General features: G+C 44.8%; 11 protein-coding genes. 9 read left to right on the top strand and 2 right to left on the bottom strand.

The window, feature by feature from the left end; all coding sequences use genetic code 11:
- Nucleotides 1-13 precede the first annotated feature (13 nt).
- From J4N43_RS21305 to J4N43_RS21295, 3 genes are read left to right on the top strand one after another with little or no spacing between them, the layout of a single operon-like run.
- Nucleotides 14-1,726, top strand: a complete 1,713-nt coding sequence (locus tag J4N43_RS21305) for a hypothetical protein (RefSeq protein WP_053349233.1) — start codon at nucleotides 14-16, stop codon at nucleotides 1,724-1,726.
- A 3-nt stretch (nucleotides 1,727-1,729) separates the two neighbouring features.
- Nucleotides 1,730-2,809, top strand: coding sequence for a YncE family protein (locus J4N43_RS21300; RefSeq protein WP_053349232.1), 1,080 nt, complete (start codon nucleotides 1,730-1,732; stop codon nucleotides 2,807-2,809).
- Nucleotides 2,809-7,557, top strand: a complete 4,749-nt coding sequence (locus J4N43_RS21295; protein WP_053349231.1) for an OmpA family protein — start codon at nucleotides 2,809-2,811, stop codon at nucleotides 7,555-7,557. The genes J4N43_RS21300 and J4N43_RS21295 overlap by 1 nt, the downstream gene beginning before the upstream one ends.
- An 80-nt stretch (nucleotides 7,558-7,637) precedes the next feature.
- On the opposite strand, the gene J4N43_RS21290 is transcribed toward J4N43_RS21295, so the two are convergent.
- Together J4N43_RS21290 and tssH are read right to left on the bottom strand one after the other, a co-directional pair.
- Nucleotides 7,638-9,269 carry a sigma-54-dependent Fis family transcriptional regulator gene (locus J4N43_RS21290; RefSeq protein WP_158159482.1) on the bottom strand — a complete coding sequence of 544 codons (1,632 nt, stop codon included), beginning with the start codon at nucleotides 9,267-9,269 and terminating at the stop codon, nucleotides 7,638-7,640.
- Nucleotides 9,256-11,934 carry a type VI secretion system ATPase TssH gene (gene tssH, locus J4N43_RS21285; protein ID WP_158159506.1) on the bottom strand — a complete coding sequence of 893 codons (2,679 nt, stop codon included), beginning with the start codon at nucleotides 11,932-11,934 and terminating at the stop codon, nucleotides 9,256-9,258. Before tssH ends, J4N43_RS21290 begins: the two co-directional genes overlap by 14 nt.
- Nucleotides 11,935-12,390: 456 nt before the next feature.
- Here tssH and J4N43_RS21280 point away from each other — a divergent pair, with 456 nt between their 5' ends.
- From J4N43_RS21280 to J4N43_RS21255, 6 genes are all read left to right on the top strand, one after another.
- Nucleotides 12,391-12,909, top strand: coding sequence for an Hcp family type VI secretion system effector (locus J4N43_RS21280; protein ID WP_005373415.1), 519 nt, complete (start codon nucleotides 12,391-12,393; stop codon nucleotides 12,907-12,909).
- Between the two features lie 72 nt (nucleotides 12,910-12,981).
- Nucleotides 12,982-15,060, top strand: a complete 2,079-nt coding sequence (locus J4N43_RS21275) for a type VI secretion system Vgr family protein (RefSeq protein ID WP_005373412.1) — start codon at nucleotides 12,982-12,984, stop codon at nucleotides 15,058-15,060.
- A gap of 2 nt (nucleotides 15,061-15,062) precedes the next feature.
- Nucleotides 15,063-15,545, top strand: coding sequence for a hypothetical protein (locus J4N43_RS21270; protein WP_158159483.1), 483 nt, complete (start codon nucleotides 15,063-15,065; stop codon nucleotides 15,543-15,545).
- Nucleotides 15,546-15,639: 94 nt separating this feature from the next.
- Nucleotides 15,640-16,959, top strand: a complete 1,320-nt coding sequence (locus J4N43_RS21265; protein ID WP_158159484.1) for a hypothetical protein — start codon at nucleotides 15,640-15,642, stop codon at nucleotides 16,957-16,959.
- Nucleotides 16,940-17,932: a DUF2169 family type VI secretion system accessory protein gene (locus J4N43_RS21260; RefSeq protein ID WP_151515692.1), complete on the top strand. Its 993-nt coding sequence runs from the start codon at nucleotides 16,940-16,942 to the stop codon at nucleotides 17,930-17,932. Before J4N43_RS21265 ends, J4N43_RS21260 begins: the two co-directional genes overlap by 20 nt.
- A complete protein-coding gene (locus tag J4N43_RS21255; RefSeq protein WP_158159485.1) occupies nucleotides 17,925-18,869 on the top strand; it encodes a hypothetical protein in 945 nt (314 codons plus the stop codon). Before J4N43_RS21260 ends, J4N43_RS21255 begins: the two co-directional genes overlap by 8 nt.
- Nucleotides 18,870-18,937: the final 68 nt, after the last annotated feature.

The raw sequence follows: 18,937 nt of genomic DNA, 5'->3' as shown, positions 1-18,937 counted from the left end.
GTGGAGAATTCAAATGCATTTAGTTTGCAAATTTATACCTAGCTCGAAGCTATCCTCCAACGAGCTATCTTATGTTCTTACACCGGACGAGTGTATAGGACAGCTTTCGCGTTTGCGAAATTCAGATGACATCCTTAGAAACCTCCCTAAAGAATTGGCGCAAAAGATTTCCATCTCTGCCAAAAAAACGACCAGCGCATTACTAGCTGCTATAAGAATCGAATTGGGAAAAGGCAATTGGGTGTCATTATCTACCGTTGCACGTCGGTCGCCATTGACGGACTCTCAGCTGCAAAGCTTCCCTAGACTTAAATCACTCGTTGACTCTGTATCAGCTTCGAATGAAAGCAAAGCTTTTAAAGCAGGATACAAGCAGGTTACCGACGATGTTGCTTTAGTTCGTAGTTACACGCATGTCCCCTCTGAGCCAAGTCCAGATCAAAAAATCGTTGTCGAGTTTGCAGGGCAGTGGTCTAGCAACGCGGCATGTTTGATGTTGGGAAAAACGGACGCTCAAAAAGAAAAAGTGACTGTAGGCAAGGCTGATACAGAAAACAAACACCGCAGCCTCGCGACATTTAAAGATCTCGAAGCTGAGGGCAAAACGCTCTATATCAAAATCCCTTGCACTGACCAGCCTCAGCCAATCCTGCTTAAACTCGCCGAAGACCTGCAACCCGTTGATAAAGAAACTCAGATGGATGAGTGGGATAACGTGTTAGTGCCTGTGCTACCTATGCTAGAGGGCACAAATGGACATGAGTTGATTGCAGAAGGTTATTTCTATGTAATCTGGAATAACAAAGTTTGGCGAGAGGTTGAAGTTACAACAAAAGGCTACTTTGCTGATGTCGATTTAGAGTACTACAGAAATAATGATCCTGAATCCTCGATGAAAACACGACATGTCAACATTGATGGGGCAAACCTTGTACCAGACTACTATATTGGCGAAGAACCATTTGAGATTTATCAATCCGGTCAGAAAGTGTATTCGGGACATCTAAGCCTTGATCAAGGTGCTAGGGTATTCCGCCTTGTAGATGAGGAAGTAGATGTTGTTTTTCCAGAATTAGATATTGATCCTATCACTGTTAAAACGGCGCTAAGCCCTTATAAAGCTGGCAAAGATGGTTTGCGTATTGCACAAGGTGTTCCTCTACCGCATATTTGGGTGCCATATAAAGTCGCGGGAGAAGTACAAGAATGTTATATCCATTATTCCGAGTTGGCTTTGACAAACACGGAACTGTCTGAGCTAGAGAGTGATCCTGCTTCAATTGCTAAGTCTCTTTCAGAGTTGCAAATATACTCCTCATCCCAAAGCTTTGATAATGCGGGTGAGAATATTATTCCAGTTTCCGGTACCGCATCGACAGGGACTGGCAGTGGAATCATCAACGAACATAAAGAAAGCAATATCGCGGGGCTTAAGTTGGCTCCAAGAGGCGCTTTGCCTTCTATACGTTACCTTCACGAGCCTTTGACAGATCAACCGGACGATTTCTTTGGGCTTCGTAACATAGAACACGATTGGATTCACAAATCGTACTTTCGTTCAGCGATGAAAGACGACGATGGTTATATGACGCTGCGTTTTGCATTCCCGCCGGCAGAGGTCAAGAACGTCGATATTGTTCGAGGTGTTCATTCGAGCCTCTCCACCGGTAGCCAACGTCTTGTTGTTGTAGAAGAAAATGTACCCATTTCAGAATTGCTAGGTTAAACCATGAAAAAAATACTATTACTGTTACTTACTGCTTTATCGATAGCGGGTTGTAAAGATGACGGCCGCACTTACGTGGGTGAACATAACTACTACACCATGGAGCAGAGCAAGGTCCGTAAATCTGGCTCTGCGACTTATCAACAACGTGACTTTCCTCGTTACTTTATCCATCGTGCCAAAGAATGGCCAAGGGAAGATTTAAACGACGCGAGTTCTTACGATTTGCCACGCGTTCAGTTTACTTGGGCAAACTTATCAGACGATCAAGGATATGGACCAGACCCAATGTACGATGAGTACGAAGGGCGTGTAAAAGTTTGGAGTATGAAGACCGATGGTACGGACCTGCGTTTGGTGACAGATTTACCCTATCTTGGAAAGGCATCCAGCACTCGATACAAAACCAGTCGCTCACCAAATAATCGTTACGTTGCACTGAACTCCGGACCTGACATACATCTTTTTGATTTAAAAGAGCAAAAATTAATTGACTTGCCGCATCGTTTAGCTGGTATTCCGGGTTTCCTGTGGGCGGAAGATAGCAGCTACGTTTATTACCGCACGGGTAAGGTGGGGCGTGTGGTGTATAAGTGGGATATTGCTAAAGGTGAGGCGGAAAAAACGGATTTACAAATATTCGGTACAGGATTTATAAAAGGCGGGTTGATTTATGAGGTGGGAGATGTTGGAGCTGGAATCATTGATGAAAAGACTCATGAGCTTGTAAAATTGGTTCAATGGGGGAAAAAGTTACCTGTTAATAAAGCAAAAGCGCATTATACGGCGATCAGTCCAGAAGGGGACATCGTTTGGGCGGCTAATCGCAACTATCACAATGTGTTTGTTGTTGATCTAGCAAATGGTCAACAGATTGAGCGTGATGGGGCAATGCAATATGCCATCGGTCTAAAAAATCGTTTTTCTTTGACGAATTATAACGCGATGCTGATGTCAGTACAGAACAACCAGACAAAACAAGCGTGGAGTTGGTCTCCGTTGGGTTACAGCCGCACAATAGATCCTGCCATTGTGTATAACCTCTCCGCAAACCAAGGTAATTGGTTTAAGGAGGAGAACTGATGGCTTTCACATTTGATAATGAAGTCTATCTGTTTGGTGCTTTTTTTGAAGGAAAGCAAGTTGGGTTAAGTAGGGCATTCCCTGACTGGCATACCCAACCAGATCTAACCGAAGTAAATGAGCTAGCGGGTAAGATTCGTCCCATTCCTTTGACCCCGGTGATTGTCAATGCCTTGTCGGGAGGCGAACCCGCACTGTGGGGCACCACCAAAGAGGGAAAATTGGTCGAGTTAGGTTTAGGTGAGCCACCGCAAACAGGGGGTAAGCAGCCTTTATCGGGAGAAAAAGTCGATTCTGAAAGTTCAGTGCCGAGAGATGTCGACAATTACGAAGTGCTCAAGTTGGGCAACCGACCGGAAGGCCTCAGCAAAGGGAAAAACTATGAATTAAGTTTTCCACCATTACGTTTGTTGGCGCAGATGATTGCGTCGCAGAATGATCCAGAAAGTACGGGGGGCGCTAAAGATCTGGCAAGCCTTGCTGAAAACATTAAGCATTTTGCTCAGTACATTGATGATGGGACTAACGAAACAAACCAAACGGGTGTGCAGTTCCAACTTACAGAAATTGCCCTTAGTCAACTTGCTCCTGCGTATATTGGTGGCGATCTCACAGCAGAGCAACAACGCTACAACGATTGGTTGCAGCGTCAGAAAAAAAGAAACAAACCCCTGAAAGGTTTTGTTGTGCCAAGGATGCACAGCTGTGCTGTACTGTTCACAGACAAGCTTTATGGTGGCGCAGAGGTCTCGTTGATTCGCCCAGTTCAAAGTATTAAAGCGGGTGATATAGAAAATGCAACTGAAGAAGTTATCGCTGAAGCGACGGTCTCGGTAAAAGAACCTTTGTGGGTGACAAAAAGGGAAGGTAATACAGTTTTACCAAGTGCATTGTTTAACCTCGATCCAAGCCAAGTTGAAGATGGTTTTTATTTGTTGCGTATCCAATTTTGGGAAGATGAATGGTTAGCATTCGATGAAACACGTAAGGTGTTACCCGAAAGTGTACTGAAGGCCAATGTCACAAAGCAGTTCATGAAACACCCTCAAACTGATGTGGAGCAGAATGTATATACTTATGAACTGCATGAAAAACTGACGTTTATCGATACAGCGGGCATTGGCAAAATGGCGTGCGTGTGTGGTGACATGATCACCTTAGAGGAAGCGCTCATCCAACAATTTCCTAATCAGCTGCCATCTTATTCAGACTACGCGACGAAGGGGTTAACCTATCAAACTACGCAAAAGCCGGGTGTCGCACCGTTATCTTTGCATGCTGCGATCAACAAAACCTACGAATCGTTGAGCAGTGACTTTCTCTCTATTGAGGGCGCCAAGCTTTATGGTCCACCTGCAGAAATGGCGAAAACCATCGGGCAGGCGCTATGGGAAAACAGTGAATCGGGGGCCTTACCTCCATTTCTGATGAGTGGTATCGCGTTACATTCGGCACTTGCCGCAACCAGTGGTGTTAAAAAGAGCGTCAGCCTTGCAAAGATTTTTGCGCGTAAAGAGCTAACGCTGAAACAAGCACAAGCGTTAGTGTTTAGAAAGCATGTCATCGATATTCCTTATATCAAACGTGCTTTTAAAACGGCAGGCCCAGAGTCAAAAATCATGCGTGGCGTTGGACGTTTAAGCAGTGATTTTTTGAGCGGAACAAATCGCGCGCTACCAGCAATTGGAGTTATCGCAAGTGGCAAGGAAGCGTTCGACCAATATTCGGCGTTCTCTGAACAAATTAAAAATGCGAAAGAAGCGCAAGAAACTTTAAGCAAATACGCTGAAAACTATCTTTCTTCTTTAACGTTTGTTCGTCGCTTTGATAATCCAGAACATTGGCAAAAAAAGGTAGAAACGGTGCAGGAAGCACTTGGTAAAGAAGGGAATGCTCAGATCTTTGCTGATGGTCAAGGGGTCGTTGTTCGAATGAACTTCAAGTTTAACTCTGCTGAGTTTGAGAACGAAGTTCAAGCGCTACACATCGACTATAAAATCGTCTGCGATAGATTGCGTCAACTTTTATCTGACAATTCTGATTACCAAGTCGCCATTATTGGCCATGCAGGGCCAATAGGAACGCATGAAAATAACTTAAAGATATCTAAAATGCGTGCGGATGTAGTTAAAGAGGCCATCCTCGCCAAAACAAGCAGAGAAGAACGAGCGAACCTAGAATCAAGGTTGTTGATTGAGTTTAAGGGTAAGTCACAACTGATTGATGATATCGACGGTTATGCCGATGTAAACGACAGATCAGATACTGCGGATATCGCTGTGAACCGACGTGTAGAGGTTAGGTTGATCATCCCTGACTTTGCGGTTTCCCTACCACCGAGCCGATCTGGAACGATGGCATTAAATCGCGCGCATCAAATTTGGGAAGGGCATCAGCTTGCGGCAAAGGAAGCTCAAGATAAGTTGATTATTGCTGCCGTTGATGCAATGGCAAGCGTCGCAATCTGGACGCCTGCCGCACCAGTGGCTGCCTATTATTTTGCCGGTAAAGTGGGAGCAGATCTTTTGGGCGCTGCAACTGATTTTTATGGCGACCTTTTTGGTGATGCGACGTTTAAGGAGATCAAAGCTCAGTACAATAACAAAAGTATGCTAAAAACGCTCAGCTGTATCAATAAAGAGCTTATCTCACTGTATAAGGGGATCAGTCAAGATCTTCAACCTCAGGTCATTGATGCTGTTGGCTTAGCTGACTTTCTCAAAAAACAGGCGAATCATGATGAGTTGTTGAAGCGCTTTTTGTTGCGCTCCTATGCTTTGAATTCTTTGATTGAGTTACTAACGCTTCTCCGCGCTAAGTGGAGCCTGACGGGGGACTTTGATGATTTCATTGAGGATTATCGAGTTGACGAGTTTATTCAGCTGTATGTCATGAGTGATAACTGGGAAATTCCAGTCAATGATGGTAATACACTGGCCCTGAACTGGGTAAACCGCTTTAAAAAATCTGGTTTGTTCTCTAAATCAGATGCCAATAGCTCGTTACAATGGAGTTACGGTGAAAAAATAGGGGGGGCATTTAATACGGGATTCCCTGTACAAACACGTCTATTCTTGGACCGAAAATCAGATGAGTCCTTGCAAGAAAGAGCTTCTATCCGAGAAGGCCTAAAGGCATTTTGTCACGACTTCAACTTAGCTACAGTAGAACTTGGGCATGATGATATAGAGTTCAGCCGCTTGCTGGTTCAAGACGGTGCTAAATGGACGCCATATGTAGAGTGGGCATTTGCGCAGAATGGACGAAAGCTACGCCCACAAACTCGCGTGAAACTACAGGTAGTTTTAAAAGACAATGTCTCATCTAAAACACTGTTTTTACAGGAGGTCGCTTATCGCGCAGCCGTTGTTGGCTTGGATTCTCACGGGCCAACCTTTGATGTATTGTTCACCAAAATGGATGCCTCTCAATTCGAAGATCCTGATGGAGCGATTAAAAAACACTTTGATAGTAAAGGTGCTAAGGATAAGGAATTGCATGGTCTTGAATTTGAGCCAACATATGGATTTGGTGAGTTTTTAATCCATGGCATCAAGCCGTTATGCCCAAATGTTAAAGTCATAGATGAGGTGAAAGCCTTCTTTACAGGTCAAAGCGTGTTTGAATATGTTCGAGACACCGGTGCTTTTGAGCAGATGAGATATGTCTTCTCACTAGGAGGACATGATTTGCTAGCGGGTAAGTTAGAGGGCTTGGGTACATATAAAAATTACACTCTAGATATTACTGAAGTTAACTTTGGTATCGATGGTCAAAGCCCTGCACAAGAAGCGAAAAACTTTAACGGTCGAACATTGGAAAAGACGAAACTCACAGACACTGACTTTTTGATCGAAGAGTTTGTCATGAGTGAGTCTGCATCATCTCGAGACAGTACACCGAAGGTGATCGATGGCAACCTTATTATTTTGCCTGGTGTTGAAATTGACGGTGACCTTGCTTGGGGTGAAGGCAACGCAAATAAGCTGATAAACCAAAATTTTGATTGGTCGAAAGAGCAAAGGTTTTCACTTTGTTTTGCGGTGTTGGGGGATGAACGTGCGAGTGACGACTACGATACAATGTTACTCAACGCCATTGAGTGTGGGGTGAAACTGCAGATCAAAGATGGTCCAGTTAAAAATGACGTGATGTATTATGCCGGGGTAGTCAACATTCATTCTCGTCTTGTTACCGAGAAGTCAAATACTGGGTATAATGGAATAGAAACAAGAACCGTTTTTGATCTAGAGCTTGACGATAGCGGCGCGACTAAGCGTACAGGTCTGGAGCAAAGCGCCGTTCAATTTATTGATCAGAATGACGCGAATTTCTCCCGTTTATTAACTTCAAGCGAGAAAAAGTACCTTTATATCATTCGCTTTGAGTACTCTTATGTGTCGCCTACAGGCAAACTAGTTAATGGTTTAAGACCTTTTGGTGATGTTTTAGATGGTAATGATCTAAAACCTATCAAACTTGAGCTGGCTTCATTTGAACAAATGGATGTAAGTGAAGGTTATGAACTACCGAAGTTTGAGCTTCAAGTTCCTGCGGTGAAAGACTTCATGACGGGTAAGCCATGGATAGAAACGGTTGAAAAGGAAAATGCGACAAGTGAGGCGAATCACTTACACTGGAAAAACCTAGGGGTACAGAACGAGCAGAAAGGATATGTTGAGAATTGGATAACGAAACAAGCGTCTTCGCTCAATGCTCCGGAAATAGCTCTTTTACAGGCAAAGTAACATACAAAAAAACCGCCTTCGGGCGGTTTTTCTTTTCTTATGACTTCATACTGAATTTAGAAGTTTCTTTTTAACCCCCATCAACCCGCTGCAGAAATATCGTATTTCTTCATCTTATGGTTGAGAGTGCTCATTGGAAGCGCCAATTGCTCAGCGGCCTTCTTGGTGTGCCAATTGCAAGCATTTAAGCAATCGATGATCACTGTACGCTCGTATTGGCTGACAACGTCCTTAAGGCTCTTTGAAACGTCTTCTAAATCCGCTTGTGCTTGCTGCTCGTAAGCAGGTTGCTCTGGGGTAGGTGAAGCTGCTTTCATGTCGATACTTGGTACATCTTCTGGGATTTGTTCGCCAAACTCAATGTGAGTAATGGTTTCAAAATCGGACAGTAGCACCGAGCGCTCGATGATGTTCTTAAGCTCACGCACGTTCCCTGGGTATTGGTAGGCAAGCAGCTGTTTACGTACGTTGGCACTTAACCCTGGCGCTTGCGGCAAACCTAGCGTGTTGGTGGTGTGTTGCACGAAATGTTCGGCAAGGGGAATAATATCCGATTTGCGTGCTCTCAGTGGTGGTAATGTAATAGGGAAGACATTCAAACGATAGAACAAATCGGCACGGAATCCGCCATCTTTGATTTGCTGCATAAGATTACAGTGAGTAGCGGCGATAACGCGCACGTCCACTTCAATCTCTTTGCTGGTGCCGATTGGGCGAACTTTACGCTCTTGTAGTACACGCAGCAATTTTGCCTGCAGTAGCATTGGCATATCACCAATCTCATCCAAGAAAAGTGTGCCGCCGTTGGCTGCTTCAAACAGGCCGACTTTGTCTTTGTCTGCGCCTGTAAATGAACCTTTCTTATGCCCAAAAAGCTCAGACTCCAATAACTGCTCTGGAATAGCCGCACAGTTTTGAACGATCAAAGGTTGTTCTGCTCGGTTAGAGTTTTCGTGAATGTATTTCGCGATCACTTCTTTACCGGCACCAGTTTCACCACGCAACAGAACGTCGACAGGAAGAGATAGCACTTTATCAAGACGATTCAAGACATTGAGCATTTCTTCGCTCTCAGCAATTGGGCCCTGATAGGTTTTTTGAGTGCGCTTTTTGAGCTGAGTGTTCTCGCGCACTAGGGCTTGATTATCGGCACTGAGGCTTTTAATCACTTGCCCGTATTGCTCTAACCACACAGCTTGGCGAATATTACTCGCGGCCATACGACAAAACTCAGTCAATGCAGCTTCATTGTCGATAACACTTAAATCGAGCAAGACCAAGAGTCCAATGGTCTTACTTTCGCTATCAATCAAAGGCCACGCCAGCAAGTTCTCGCTTTTTAGCCCTAGCGTCTGCTCAGTTTGATAGATGCTTTCGCAGTCATAGCCGTTGTACTTATACAACTCGTTAATCAACACCACTTCACCATTACGAATGGCAAAGTTGAATGGATCGTTCTCACTGGCTGAGTCTAACTGTAATGCTTCCCAAGGGTGGGAAACGATAGTTTTATCGTTATGGTGAGCGGTACTTGGAATCAACGCCTGACCAGTCTGGTCCAAAACATAAATGATGCCGTGCTTTGCGAGGGTCATTTGTCTCGCAGCGGTCAACACAGCGTCCAATGTTTGAGTAAGCTGGCTGCGATCAGCCAAAGACTGGCTGATCGCAAGTAGGGCGTTGCTAAGTTCGCTATGGTTAGCTGAACGCATAGGTTAGTGTTCCTTGCTCATCGACAGACACTTCGATTTGCGTATGTGAATCATCCTTGTCATGCACTAATAGCTGAGTCGAGAGCTGAGGCAGTAACTGACGGTTGATGACCGCGTCGATGTTACGCGCGCCTGTTTCAGCAAGGCGGCAGTTACCTAGTACGAACTCAACCAAGCTTTCTTCGTAGCTTAGCGACAACTTGTGATGGCTCTGTAGACGCTGAGAAACTTTATTCAGCTTGTGGTGAATAATTTCTGTCATTGCTTCATCAGACAGCGGAACAAATGGTAGTACTGACATACGTGCCAACAGCGCTGGTTTGAAATGTTGGTTCAATGTAGGACGAATAGCTTCTGCGATGATGTTCGCATCGATGTCTTTTGATTGATGAACCAAAGATTCAATCTCGTGCGTTGCAAGGTTACTGGTCATGATGATCAGCGTGTTCTTGAAGTCGATGGTTCGGCCTTCGCCGTCGTTCAGCGTGCCTTTGTCGAACACTTGGTAGAACAGGTTCAACACTTCAGGGTCGGCTTTTTCCACTTCATCAAGAAGAACAACAGAATATGGACGTTGACGAACCGCTTCTGTCAGCATGCCGCCTTCGCCGTAACCTACGTAACCCGGAGGTGAACCAATTAGGCGAGATACCGTGTGCTTCTCTTGGAACTCAGACATGTTAATGGTCGTCATAAAGCGCTCACCACCAAACATTTGATCAGCAATTGCACGAGCAGTTTCGGTTTTACCCACGCCACTTGGGCCAACCAGCAGGAATACGCCTGTTGGTGCGTCTGGGTTGCCTAAGCCTGCTTTTGCGGTTTGAATGCCTTCAGACAGTGCATCGATAGCGTATTCTTGGCCTTTGATGCTTTGTGTTAGGCTTTCTTTCAGTTTTAGCGTGGTTTCTGCTTCGTCTTGAAGCATCTTACCCATTGGAATACCAGTCCAGTCCGAGATCACATGGCTGACTTCATCTGGGCCCACTTCAAAGTGAACCAGTGGGTTGCCATTGCGGATTACATCTAGCTGTTCTTGGCAGGCCGAAATTGCAATGCGAACGGCTTCTTCATCCATTTCTGCATATGGAGAAACGTCTTGCTCTTGTTCTGAATCTTCGTCTGCAACAAGCTCTTCTTCATTTGTTTCGCCAAAGACCAGTTCATGTAAGCGAGAGCGTAGAGCAATCATCTCTTGGATCTGCTCTTTTTCTTTGTGCCATTGCGCTTCTTGTTCTGCTAGCTCTTCTTTCGTTGTTTCCATTGCCAGTTTTAGGTCTGGAATGTTAGCAAGGCTGTGCTTGTCGCCAGTTTGCTGCAGAGCATCACGCTCAAGAGCTTCTAGCTCGCGCTGTTGAGCTGCAAGTTCTTGCTGCAGAGTCTCAACAGAAGCAGGAATGGCATTAAGGCTGATGTTCACTCGCGCGCATGCTGTATCTAGTACATCGATCGCTTTGTCTGGCAGTTGACGGCCAGAGATGTAACGAGCAGAAAGTGCTGCTGCAGCAGTGATCGCGTCATCACGCACGTAAACATTATGTGATTTTTCATAAGCAGGGCGCAGACCACGAATGATCAATGCTGCTTGTTCAGGAGATGGTTCGTCGAGTTTCACCAATTGGAAACGACGTGCAAGGGCAGGATCTTTCTCGAAGTACTTCTTGTATTCCGACCATGTTGTCGCAGCGATGGTTTTCACTTCACCACGCGCTAGGGCTGGTTTTAGCAAGTTTGCCGCGTCGCTGCCGCCTGCTTGGTTACCACCGCCAACAAGGGTGTGTGCTTCATCGATGAATAGAATGATTGGAGTTGGCGAGTTTTTCACTTCATCCAATACTGCGTTTAGGCGTTTTTCGAATTCGCCTTTTACGCTTGCACCAGCTTGCAGAAGACCCATGTCCAGGCCGTAAAGCTCAACACCTTTGAGGTTGTCTGGTACGTCACCTTGTACAATCTTAAGTGCCAAACCTTCTACTACTGCGGTTTTACCAACGCCCGGTTCACCAACAGCAATAGGGTTGTTTTTACGGCGACGAGCAAGAATGTCCACGATTTGGCGGATTTCTTGGTCGCGGCAGAAAACAGGGTCGATTTCGCCTTTGCGTGCTTTACCAGTGAAGTCGGTTGTGAACTTGCTCAGTGCTGAGCCATCCTCACGAGCTTGTGTTTTCTCTGAAGTAGCAACTTGCGCCTCAATAGAGTGGCTTGTTAGCTCTGCAAAGTTACGCTTAAGGCTGTCAGGGTTTACCGCTTCAAGGATAGAGGCGTAACCATGTTGGCCGTAACGGAGAGGGTTGCTAACAAGAGTAAGGAGTAAGGCACCAGAGCGGATTTGCGTTTCGGATAGATCTAAAGAAGAAACCAGCCAGCTTTCTTGCAACCATTCGATTAATAAAGCAGAAAAAACAGGTTTGCTGCCATTTCCTTTGGCGTTGGTGTCGAGTGTGGATCGAACCGATTGTCTTAATAAGTTCTCAGAACAATCAAAATGACTTAATAATACGTCAAAATCACTATTTGGCCTTTCTAATAGACTCAGTAAATAATGCTCAATTTGAACTTCGTTTGCTTTTTCAGAGACTGCAAGTGCAGCGGCGTCTTCTAATGCTACTTTTGCAATCGGGTGTAGACGCTGAATTAATGAAGAAAGGTTTATATTTATCATAGCCATTTTATTCTTTAGAGGAAAAGAGGTAGCGGCTATTATACTAAAAGTAATTGCGTTCTTTTTTTATCAAGATATTTTGACTATCGTTTGTTGGTTATTTTTAATGATTATTGTGACATTAATGTTTGTGGTTATTTTAATGGCGTTGTTATTCTAAATTAATTGATAGTAAAAGTGTCGGATTTATTAGTTTTAATGACTTTATTTACACGGTTTTATATGGTTATTTTCACTTTTTAAAGTTAGAACAATTTATTATTATCTTAATCCAACTTTTTGGTTTTTTATCCAATAAATTGTACTCAAGATATTAGTGAATAATGTCTTAATTTGGTTAAGTCGTTGTTTTTGCTGTGTTTTTAAAGTTGGCACGGACTTTGATTATACCAAGTAGTCGCGGTGATAAGCGATTTGGTGATTTAAACAAAACAGATTTTAGAAAAGGAAATAGCGATGCCAACTCCAGCATATATGTCTATCCAAGGTGAGACTCAAGGCCATATTACTAAAGATACTTACTCTGCAGATTCAGTAGGTAACACATGGCAAGAAGCTCACGTTGATGAGTTCCTAGTACAAGAGCTTGATCACGTGCTAACAGTTCCACGTGATCCACAAAGTGGTCAGCCAACGGGTCAACGTGTACACCGTCCACTTGTTGTAACTAAAGTTCAAGATCGCTCATCTCCACTACTATTCAACGCACTAGTATCTGGCGAAAAACTTCCTGAGTGTGTGATCCGCTTCTACCGTACTTCAGTTCAAGGTAAACAAGAGCACTACTACTCAATCAAATTGATTGATGCGCTACTTGTCGATATCCAAACTCGTATGAACCACTGTCAAGACGCAGCAACAGCTGACCGCGTGACAGAAGAAGTGCTTAAGTTCACTTACCGTGCGATCGAAGTAACTCACGAAAACTGTGGTACTGCGGGTAACGACGACTGGCGTGCTCCACGCGAAGCTTAATTGCTCGTCGCGTAAAGATTCAGGGCCAACGATTGTTGGCCCTAATTCGATTATTTGTATCAGGTAAAAGATATGGTGAATGACGTAGAATTTAAATTTGAAGTACCTGGATGTGGGCATGAATTTCGGGTTGAGAGCTTTCATGTTCATGAAGAGTTATCTAAGCCTTTCCACATCAATCTCTCATTACTTTCACTTGATCCAGATATCTCGTTCGATGAGTTAATACGTAAAGCAGGAACGTTGACACTTTACGGACAAGGTGTTGGGGCTGCGCGCGTGTTCAACGGCGTGGTGAATGAAGTTCGTTACTTAGGGACTGGACGTCGTTTTTCTCGTTATCAATTAGTCTTGGTTCCTCAAGCTTGGTTCTTATCTCAGCGCCAAGATTGTCGTATTTTCCAGCAAAAGTCAGCGCAAGACATCATCACAGAAGTACTCGATGATGGGGCAGTCACCGATTACCGATTTGAAGTGTCGGGTACTTATCCTCCAAAAGAATACGTTCTGCAATACCGTGAGTCTGACTTGCACTTCGTGCAGCGTATGATGGCTGAACACGGTATGTGGTATTACTTTGACCATAGCGATTCAAATCATACGATGGTCATTGTCGACAGTAATGACGCGATTGCACCTTTGATAAGCTCGCCACTAAATGCTTCTTACATTGGGCCGATTGTTTATCATGCCGATGGTGGCGGTGTTGCCGATCGCGAACATATCTCTGATCTCGAGTTAGTTAACCGCGTTAGAACGGGACAGGTTACGTACACAGATTACAACTACGAACACCCTAAAATTCCACAAGAGATGACACAGGCTGGCGAGCTAGACCAAGATCTCAAGCAGTTTGATTATCCTGGACGATACGTTGACCCGCTGATGGGTCAGGTGAGAACCACGGAGTGGATGTCGGAACACATAGTCGATAATCAACAAGTGGAAGCAACGAGTGACGTAATGCGCTTAGCATCTGGTTACAGCTTTAACGTCAGTGACCACCCGCGTTCTGAGATTAACCGCGATTACCTCATGTTGTCTGTAATGCACACAGGTCAAGATCCGCAAGTGCATGAAGATGAAGCGAGTGGTATGCCAACCACTTACTACAACCAGTTCTCGTGTATTCCACGTGATGTGGTGTTTAAAGCGCCTAAACTAGCGGCACCAGTAGTGGATGGCCCTCAAACGGCGGTCGTTGTAGGACCAGAAGGTGAAGAGATTTACACCGACAAGCTTGGTCGAGTGAAAGTACAGTTCCATTGGGATCGCTACGGTGATAACAACGAACATTCAAGCTGTTGGATTCGTGTAAGCCAATCCATGGCGGCGCCAACATGGGGCGCAGTTTATTTGCCGCGTATTGGCCATGAAGTCGTAGTGACTTTCCTTGAGGGGGACCCAGATCGTCCGTTAGTTACGGGCGCAGTTTACAACGGTTTGCATTTCCCACCGTACTCTTTGCCAGAAAACAAAACTCGTACCACGTTCCGCACGCAAACGCACAAAGGAACAGGTTACAACGAGTTGAGTTTTGAAGACGAAGCGAACCAAGAAGAAGTCTATATTCACGCTCAAAAAGACATGTCGACCAAGGTGCTCAACAACCGTTACCGTGATATCGGTCAAGATGAATTCTTGAAGGTTGCACGTCACCAAACGAATGAAGTTCATGGTGACCATAAAGAAACCATTCATGGGCATAAAACGACACAAGTAAACAGTACGTTTACCGAGACAGTCGAGCAAGACGTTACCGTTACATACAACGCGAACGAAGCCCAGTATGTGAAAAACAATTCTGACTTAGAAATTGGTGATAACCGTACGACTAAGATCGGTAAAAATGATGACTTAGATATTGGCGAAAACAGTAACCTTACTATCGGTGCGTCTAAGAGTTCAGATATTGGTGCGGATGATAACCAGACGGTTGGTGGCAACTTAACGGTATCAGTGAAAGGGAACACCGCTTATAAAGCTGATGGTGCAACGCAAATTATCAGTGGCGACAAGATTGTATTGAAAACGGGTGGTTCCTCTTTAGTGATGAACAGTGATGGTTCAATAAAGTTATCAGGCTCGGCTATTACGATCGAAGGCAGTGACAAAGTCGTCGTGAAAGGTGGCAACGTAGTGGTTAACTAACAATGGAAAAACAACCTCTTACAACAGAAGTAATATCAGAGCAGCAAGCCGAATCAACGGCTTGCTTTTCGCGTTTTGGAATAATAGTGGCTATCAGTGAGTCTACGGGCAGTGTGCGAGTTGATTTTGATGGTAACCCATTTAAGCAGCCACTCACTGCGAGACTAGGACGTGGCTTTCGTCGTTCTGAACTGCAAATGGCTATCGATAATCGATTAAGTTGTCGAGTTGAGTTTTTGAACGACGACTTAAGCTTGCCTCTTGTGACGGACATTTTCTTCTCCATTCTGGATGACTCTGACGAGTTTGTATTGCGAGCGAAGAAGATGGTTATCGAGACAGAACAAGAGTTGGTAGTCAAAAGTGGTGAGACAGAAACTCGCTATAGCGGGCGCGATGGACGAATTACCACTAAAGCAAAGTACGTCACTTCTCAAGCAGAAAAAGCACAAAAAATTCAAGGCGGAACGATCGCAATTAACTAATTACCTAGCATTAGCTAATTTACGTCGAGTTAGCTAATTACTTTGTATTAACTAATTGCAATCGCGTTATGGCACGCTAATAACGGATAACTAGATGCGACAAAGAATCGGTGTCGAGCACCTAAAGGCACCCATAACCAATCAAGAAGTCGAAGGCGCGTTAGCAAAAGCTGATCGCGCTGTGAATGACCTTTCCCAGTTGCCAGTAACATGGCTGGATTTCTGTAATGAAAAGCTGTCCATTGCTTCTGAAAGTATCGGGTTTTTAATCAGGCAGCGAGTTCAAATTCACAAAAGGGGTTATCCAAGTCGTGAGTTGGCGTATCTCAAGCTGATCGAACGCCAAATTGAAGAACTGAAGCAGGTGTACTTGTCGTTTTATCGGCTAGCACCGGGGTTGATTCATCAGTTAAGAGGCCAGGAGCCAGAAATCTACAGCTGGCTGATGCTACAGGGCGAGTTGGGCTCAGAGTTGGATAACCTTTTGTGCGGATTGAGTTTACTCGAAGATATTGACGCTAAAACCGCAATGGTCATTGCCGTACAATCTCCGGTTGAATCTATGGATAGCACGCTTTCGGAGCTTATTGAGGGTAATGCGACATCCAGTGCGTTTTACTTTGAATGCTTACGTGTACGTCAAACATTAAGTGTTTCTCTCATCAAGCGCTGGCACAAAGCCAGCATCATTAGCTCTCATGTTGCTTTGCCACTGCTCGCTTTACAAGACGTGAAAGAGGGGATTGATTGGCTCAATGACAATGCAGGCAGCGAACAATATCTATTTGAACGTTTGATTACCAAACGTGACAGAGGCACTTGGTTCCGTCAGTGCTTTGGCATCGAACCAAATGGATTACCATCAGCGCAAGTGCTCACTTATGCCAAGTTACTTGAGTTAAAAGAGTTTGAGGCGTTTGATATCTCTTCTTCATTAGCACCTGTTGATTTTGCGCTGGGTGGTAATTGGAAACTGGTGCCCCAAATCATCGAGCACTTGGAAAGTCTGGAGGAAGCTGAAGGTGAAATTTGGCTTCAAGCCTTGTATGTCGTCTACGGAAAGCTTCTTCCTCTGAATCCGCAAGATGTTGGTGTCGAGTATGAATGGGAAGAGATTGTCGATCTGCTCAATGAGTGGGTGGAAGATGAAAAATATATCCAAAATCTACCAAGCCGCTTGGGTTACGCATTGAGCTTCGAGTCTACGTTAGCTGCGATGCAAGATTCTAACGTTGATGTGCTGTTCCGCGATTGGCTATGGCGTCAACTCTGTATTCAATCCAGAGCCTACGTGCCTTGGGATATGGCAATGCCGATTCATCAACAAGACTGGAACTTTAACAATTTAAAGGCCGCACCTTCTGCGAGCGAACGATTCAACTTAAGGAATAGCAATGCAGTTATGGGATATTGAGGCGCACCCTGAGCTATCACTCAAAGGTCGTTTTCAACGTGACGAAAACGGCGATGAAGTCTGGGTTGTAGTCGCCAAACGCACATGGCAATTCGATGGTGTGGTTTGGCACGAATTAGGTGAAAGTGAAATCTTCGATGATCCCCAATATTTGGGCGAAGAAGGCTTCTCTGCGATGAAAGTTGACCACGAGTTCGCGTATACCAAAGAAAACACAGATGTACTTGTTTACGGCAAAGCGCGCAGCTACGCGAAAAAGCCAGTGACATACCAAGAGTGTCGTGTGCTGATTGATGGTCATATCGATAAGACTCTCGCTATTCACGGGGAACGCGTATGGGTTGAGCATGCTGGCAGTATCACGCTGAGCAATCCAGTCCCATTTATTGAAAAAGACATTGATTACACTTGCGCGGTAGGCGGTGATTTACGTAACCGAATAGGTGGTGGGGTTGCCGACTCCAACAAAGAATTGCTTGAACAGAAAGTGCCCTCGATTTTTTATCCCCGAGAGGACTGGAGTGCCGCCGCGAAAAAACTACGCGTTGCGGGGTTCGGGCCAGTGCCTCCGTTCTTTGAGTCGCGCCAGAAGCTGGCCGGCACGTTCGATGACGATTGGATTGAGAACCGCAAGCCAATGTTGCCACTCGATTTTGATAAGCGGTTCTTCCAAAGCGCGCCTATTGATCAACAGTGCAAAGGCTTCCTTCGTGGGGGGGAGCGTTTGATGATGAGTGGCTTTTGTCATGATGACACGCTTTCATTTCGAATTCCTAAAGAAAAATACCGTGCGATCGCGACGTTCAAAGATCAAAGTTATCAAGCTGATATGGCGATGTACACCTTATTCGTTGATGCGGAAAAGAAAACTATATCAATCAGTTACACCGCTGCGTTTCCTTGTCAGGGCAAGGAGCATTTGTTGGTGTCGACATCGATCACTAAGTTGGAAGAGGTAAGCGAGCATGCATAATTCAACAGGCCGTTACGTGCTAGGGATGGAAGTGATGACGCCAACCGGTATGAATTTAGATATTGCTAGTGCAGTTTCGTATGCTGATTTAGGAAGATTCGACCAATGTTTAGGGGATGATGGTATCGAGCGTTTTACTTACGCCAAAATCGAATACACCAAAGAAAGTGAGCAGTTTGAGAAAACGTGTGAGTTAATCACCCACTTGCTTGATTCATTGTTAGCACAGTTACCACGTTCATTGAGACCAATACCTTTGCTTATAGCGGTGCCTGCGTCTGTTTCACTAGTAAAGGTGCAAGAATGGCTTGGTGAAAGTAACTATGCTGAATTTCTCTCTGTGGTGAATGCTGTTCATGCCAGTGGGCCCAGTTTCGTTCTCCAGGCCATGAAATCATTGGATAAATATGATGCTATGATGTGTATCAGTGTCGATTCCTTGGTGAGTTCGATGCAAACACTCATCGACGATGCGATGGTAATGAGTACCAATAATCCATGGGGTGTTATTCCGAGTGAGGGTGGGGCGGGTTTAATTCTTTGTCGAAGAAATACCGTAGAAACATTGAAACTTAAGCCTCAAGCGCAGCTTGGCTACATTGATACGGAATTAAACACTTCAGACCGAAGAGGCATGTTTCGACTTGTTCAACGTGCGAGTAAAAAGCTCGATTCATTTGGTGAAGTGTATTCCGATATGACGAACCTTCGTATGCACTCGGAAGATTACGGTTTTGCTCTGGGGGCGAAAGCAGAACGATTCACGAACTCAGAACAACCGCAGCTTATCAATGAGTTGTGGGGCACGATGGGCAGTTGTTCTTCTCTCGCTTTAATTGCCTTTGCGGTCAGAGAGCACCACTTTAAGCAACCAACTACGTTGTTAATGTTCGACTTTCATGGTGACAAAGGAGTTCTCCAATTACTGCAATGTTAGTGGGTACTCATCGATCAAATAGCAATGAAAATATACTCATATTATTAGGTTGAAGTTTGTAACACGAA

The organism is Vibrio sp. SCSIO 43009 (assembly GCF_023716525.1).
Classification (GTDB): Bacteria; Pseudomonadota; Gammaproteobacteria; order Enterobacterales; family Vibrionaceae; genus Vibrio; species Vibrio alginolyticus.
This window is presented reverse-complemented; position numbering and strand designations above follow the sequence as displayed.

Coding starts and splice junctions, on each gene's coding strand:
- J4N43_RS21305 (WP_053349233.1), top strand. CDS start 14: ATGCATTTAGTTTGCAAATTTATACCTAGCTCGAAGCTATCCTCCAAC.
- J4N43_RS21300 (WP_053349232.1), top strand. CDS start 1,730: ATGAAAAAAATACTATTACTGTTACTTACTGCTTTATCGATAGCGGGT.
- J4N43_RS21295 (WP_053349231.1), top strand. CDS start 2,809: ATGGCTTTCACATTTGATAATGAAGTCTATCTGTTTGGTGCTTTTTTT.
- J4N43_RS21290 (WP_158159482.1), bottom strand. CDS start 9,269: ATGCGTTCAGCTAACCATAGCGAACTTAGCAACGCCCTACTTGCGATC.
- tssH (WP_158159506.1), bottom strand. CDS start 11,934: ATGATAAATATAAACCTTTCTTCATTAATTCAGCGTCTACACCCGATT.
- J4N43_RS21280 (WP_005373415.1), top strand. CDS start 12,391: ATGCCAACTCCAGCATATATGTCTATCCAAGGTGAGACTCAAGGCCAT.
- J4N43_RS21275 (WP_005373412.1), top strand. CDS start 12,982: ATGGTGAATGACGTAGAATTTAAATTTGAAGTACCTGGATGTGGGCAT.
- J4N43_RS21270 (WP_158159483.1), top strand. CDS start 15,063: ATGGAAAAACAACCTCTTACAACAGAAGTAATATCAGAGCAGCAAGCC.
- J4N43_RS21265 (WP_158159484.1), top strand. CDS start 15,640: ATGCGACAAAGAATCGGTGTCGAGCACCTAAAGGCACCCATAACCAAT.
- J4N43_RS21260 (WP_151515692.1), top strand. CDS start 16,940: ATGCAGTTATGGGATATTGAGGCGCACCCTGAGCTATCACTCAAAGGT.
- J4N43_RS21255 (WP_158159485.1), top strand. CDS start 17,925: ATGCATAATTCAACAGGCCGTTACGTGCTAGGGATGGAAGTGATGACG.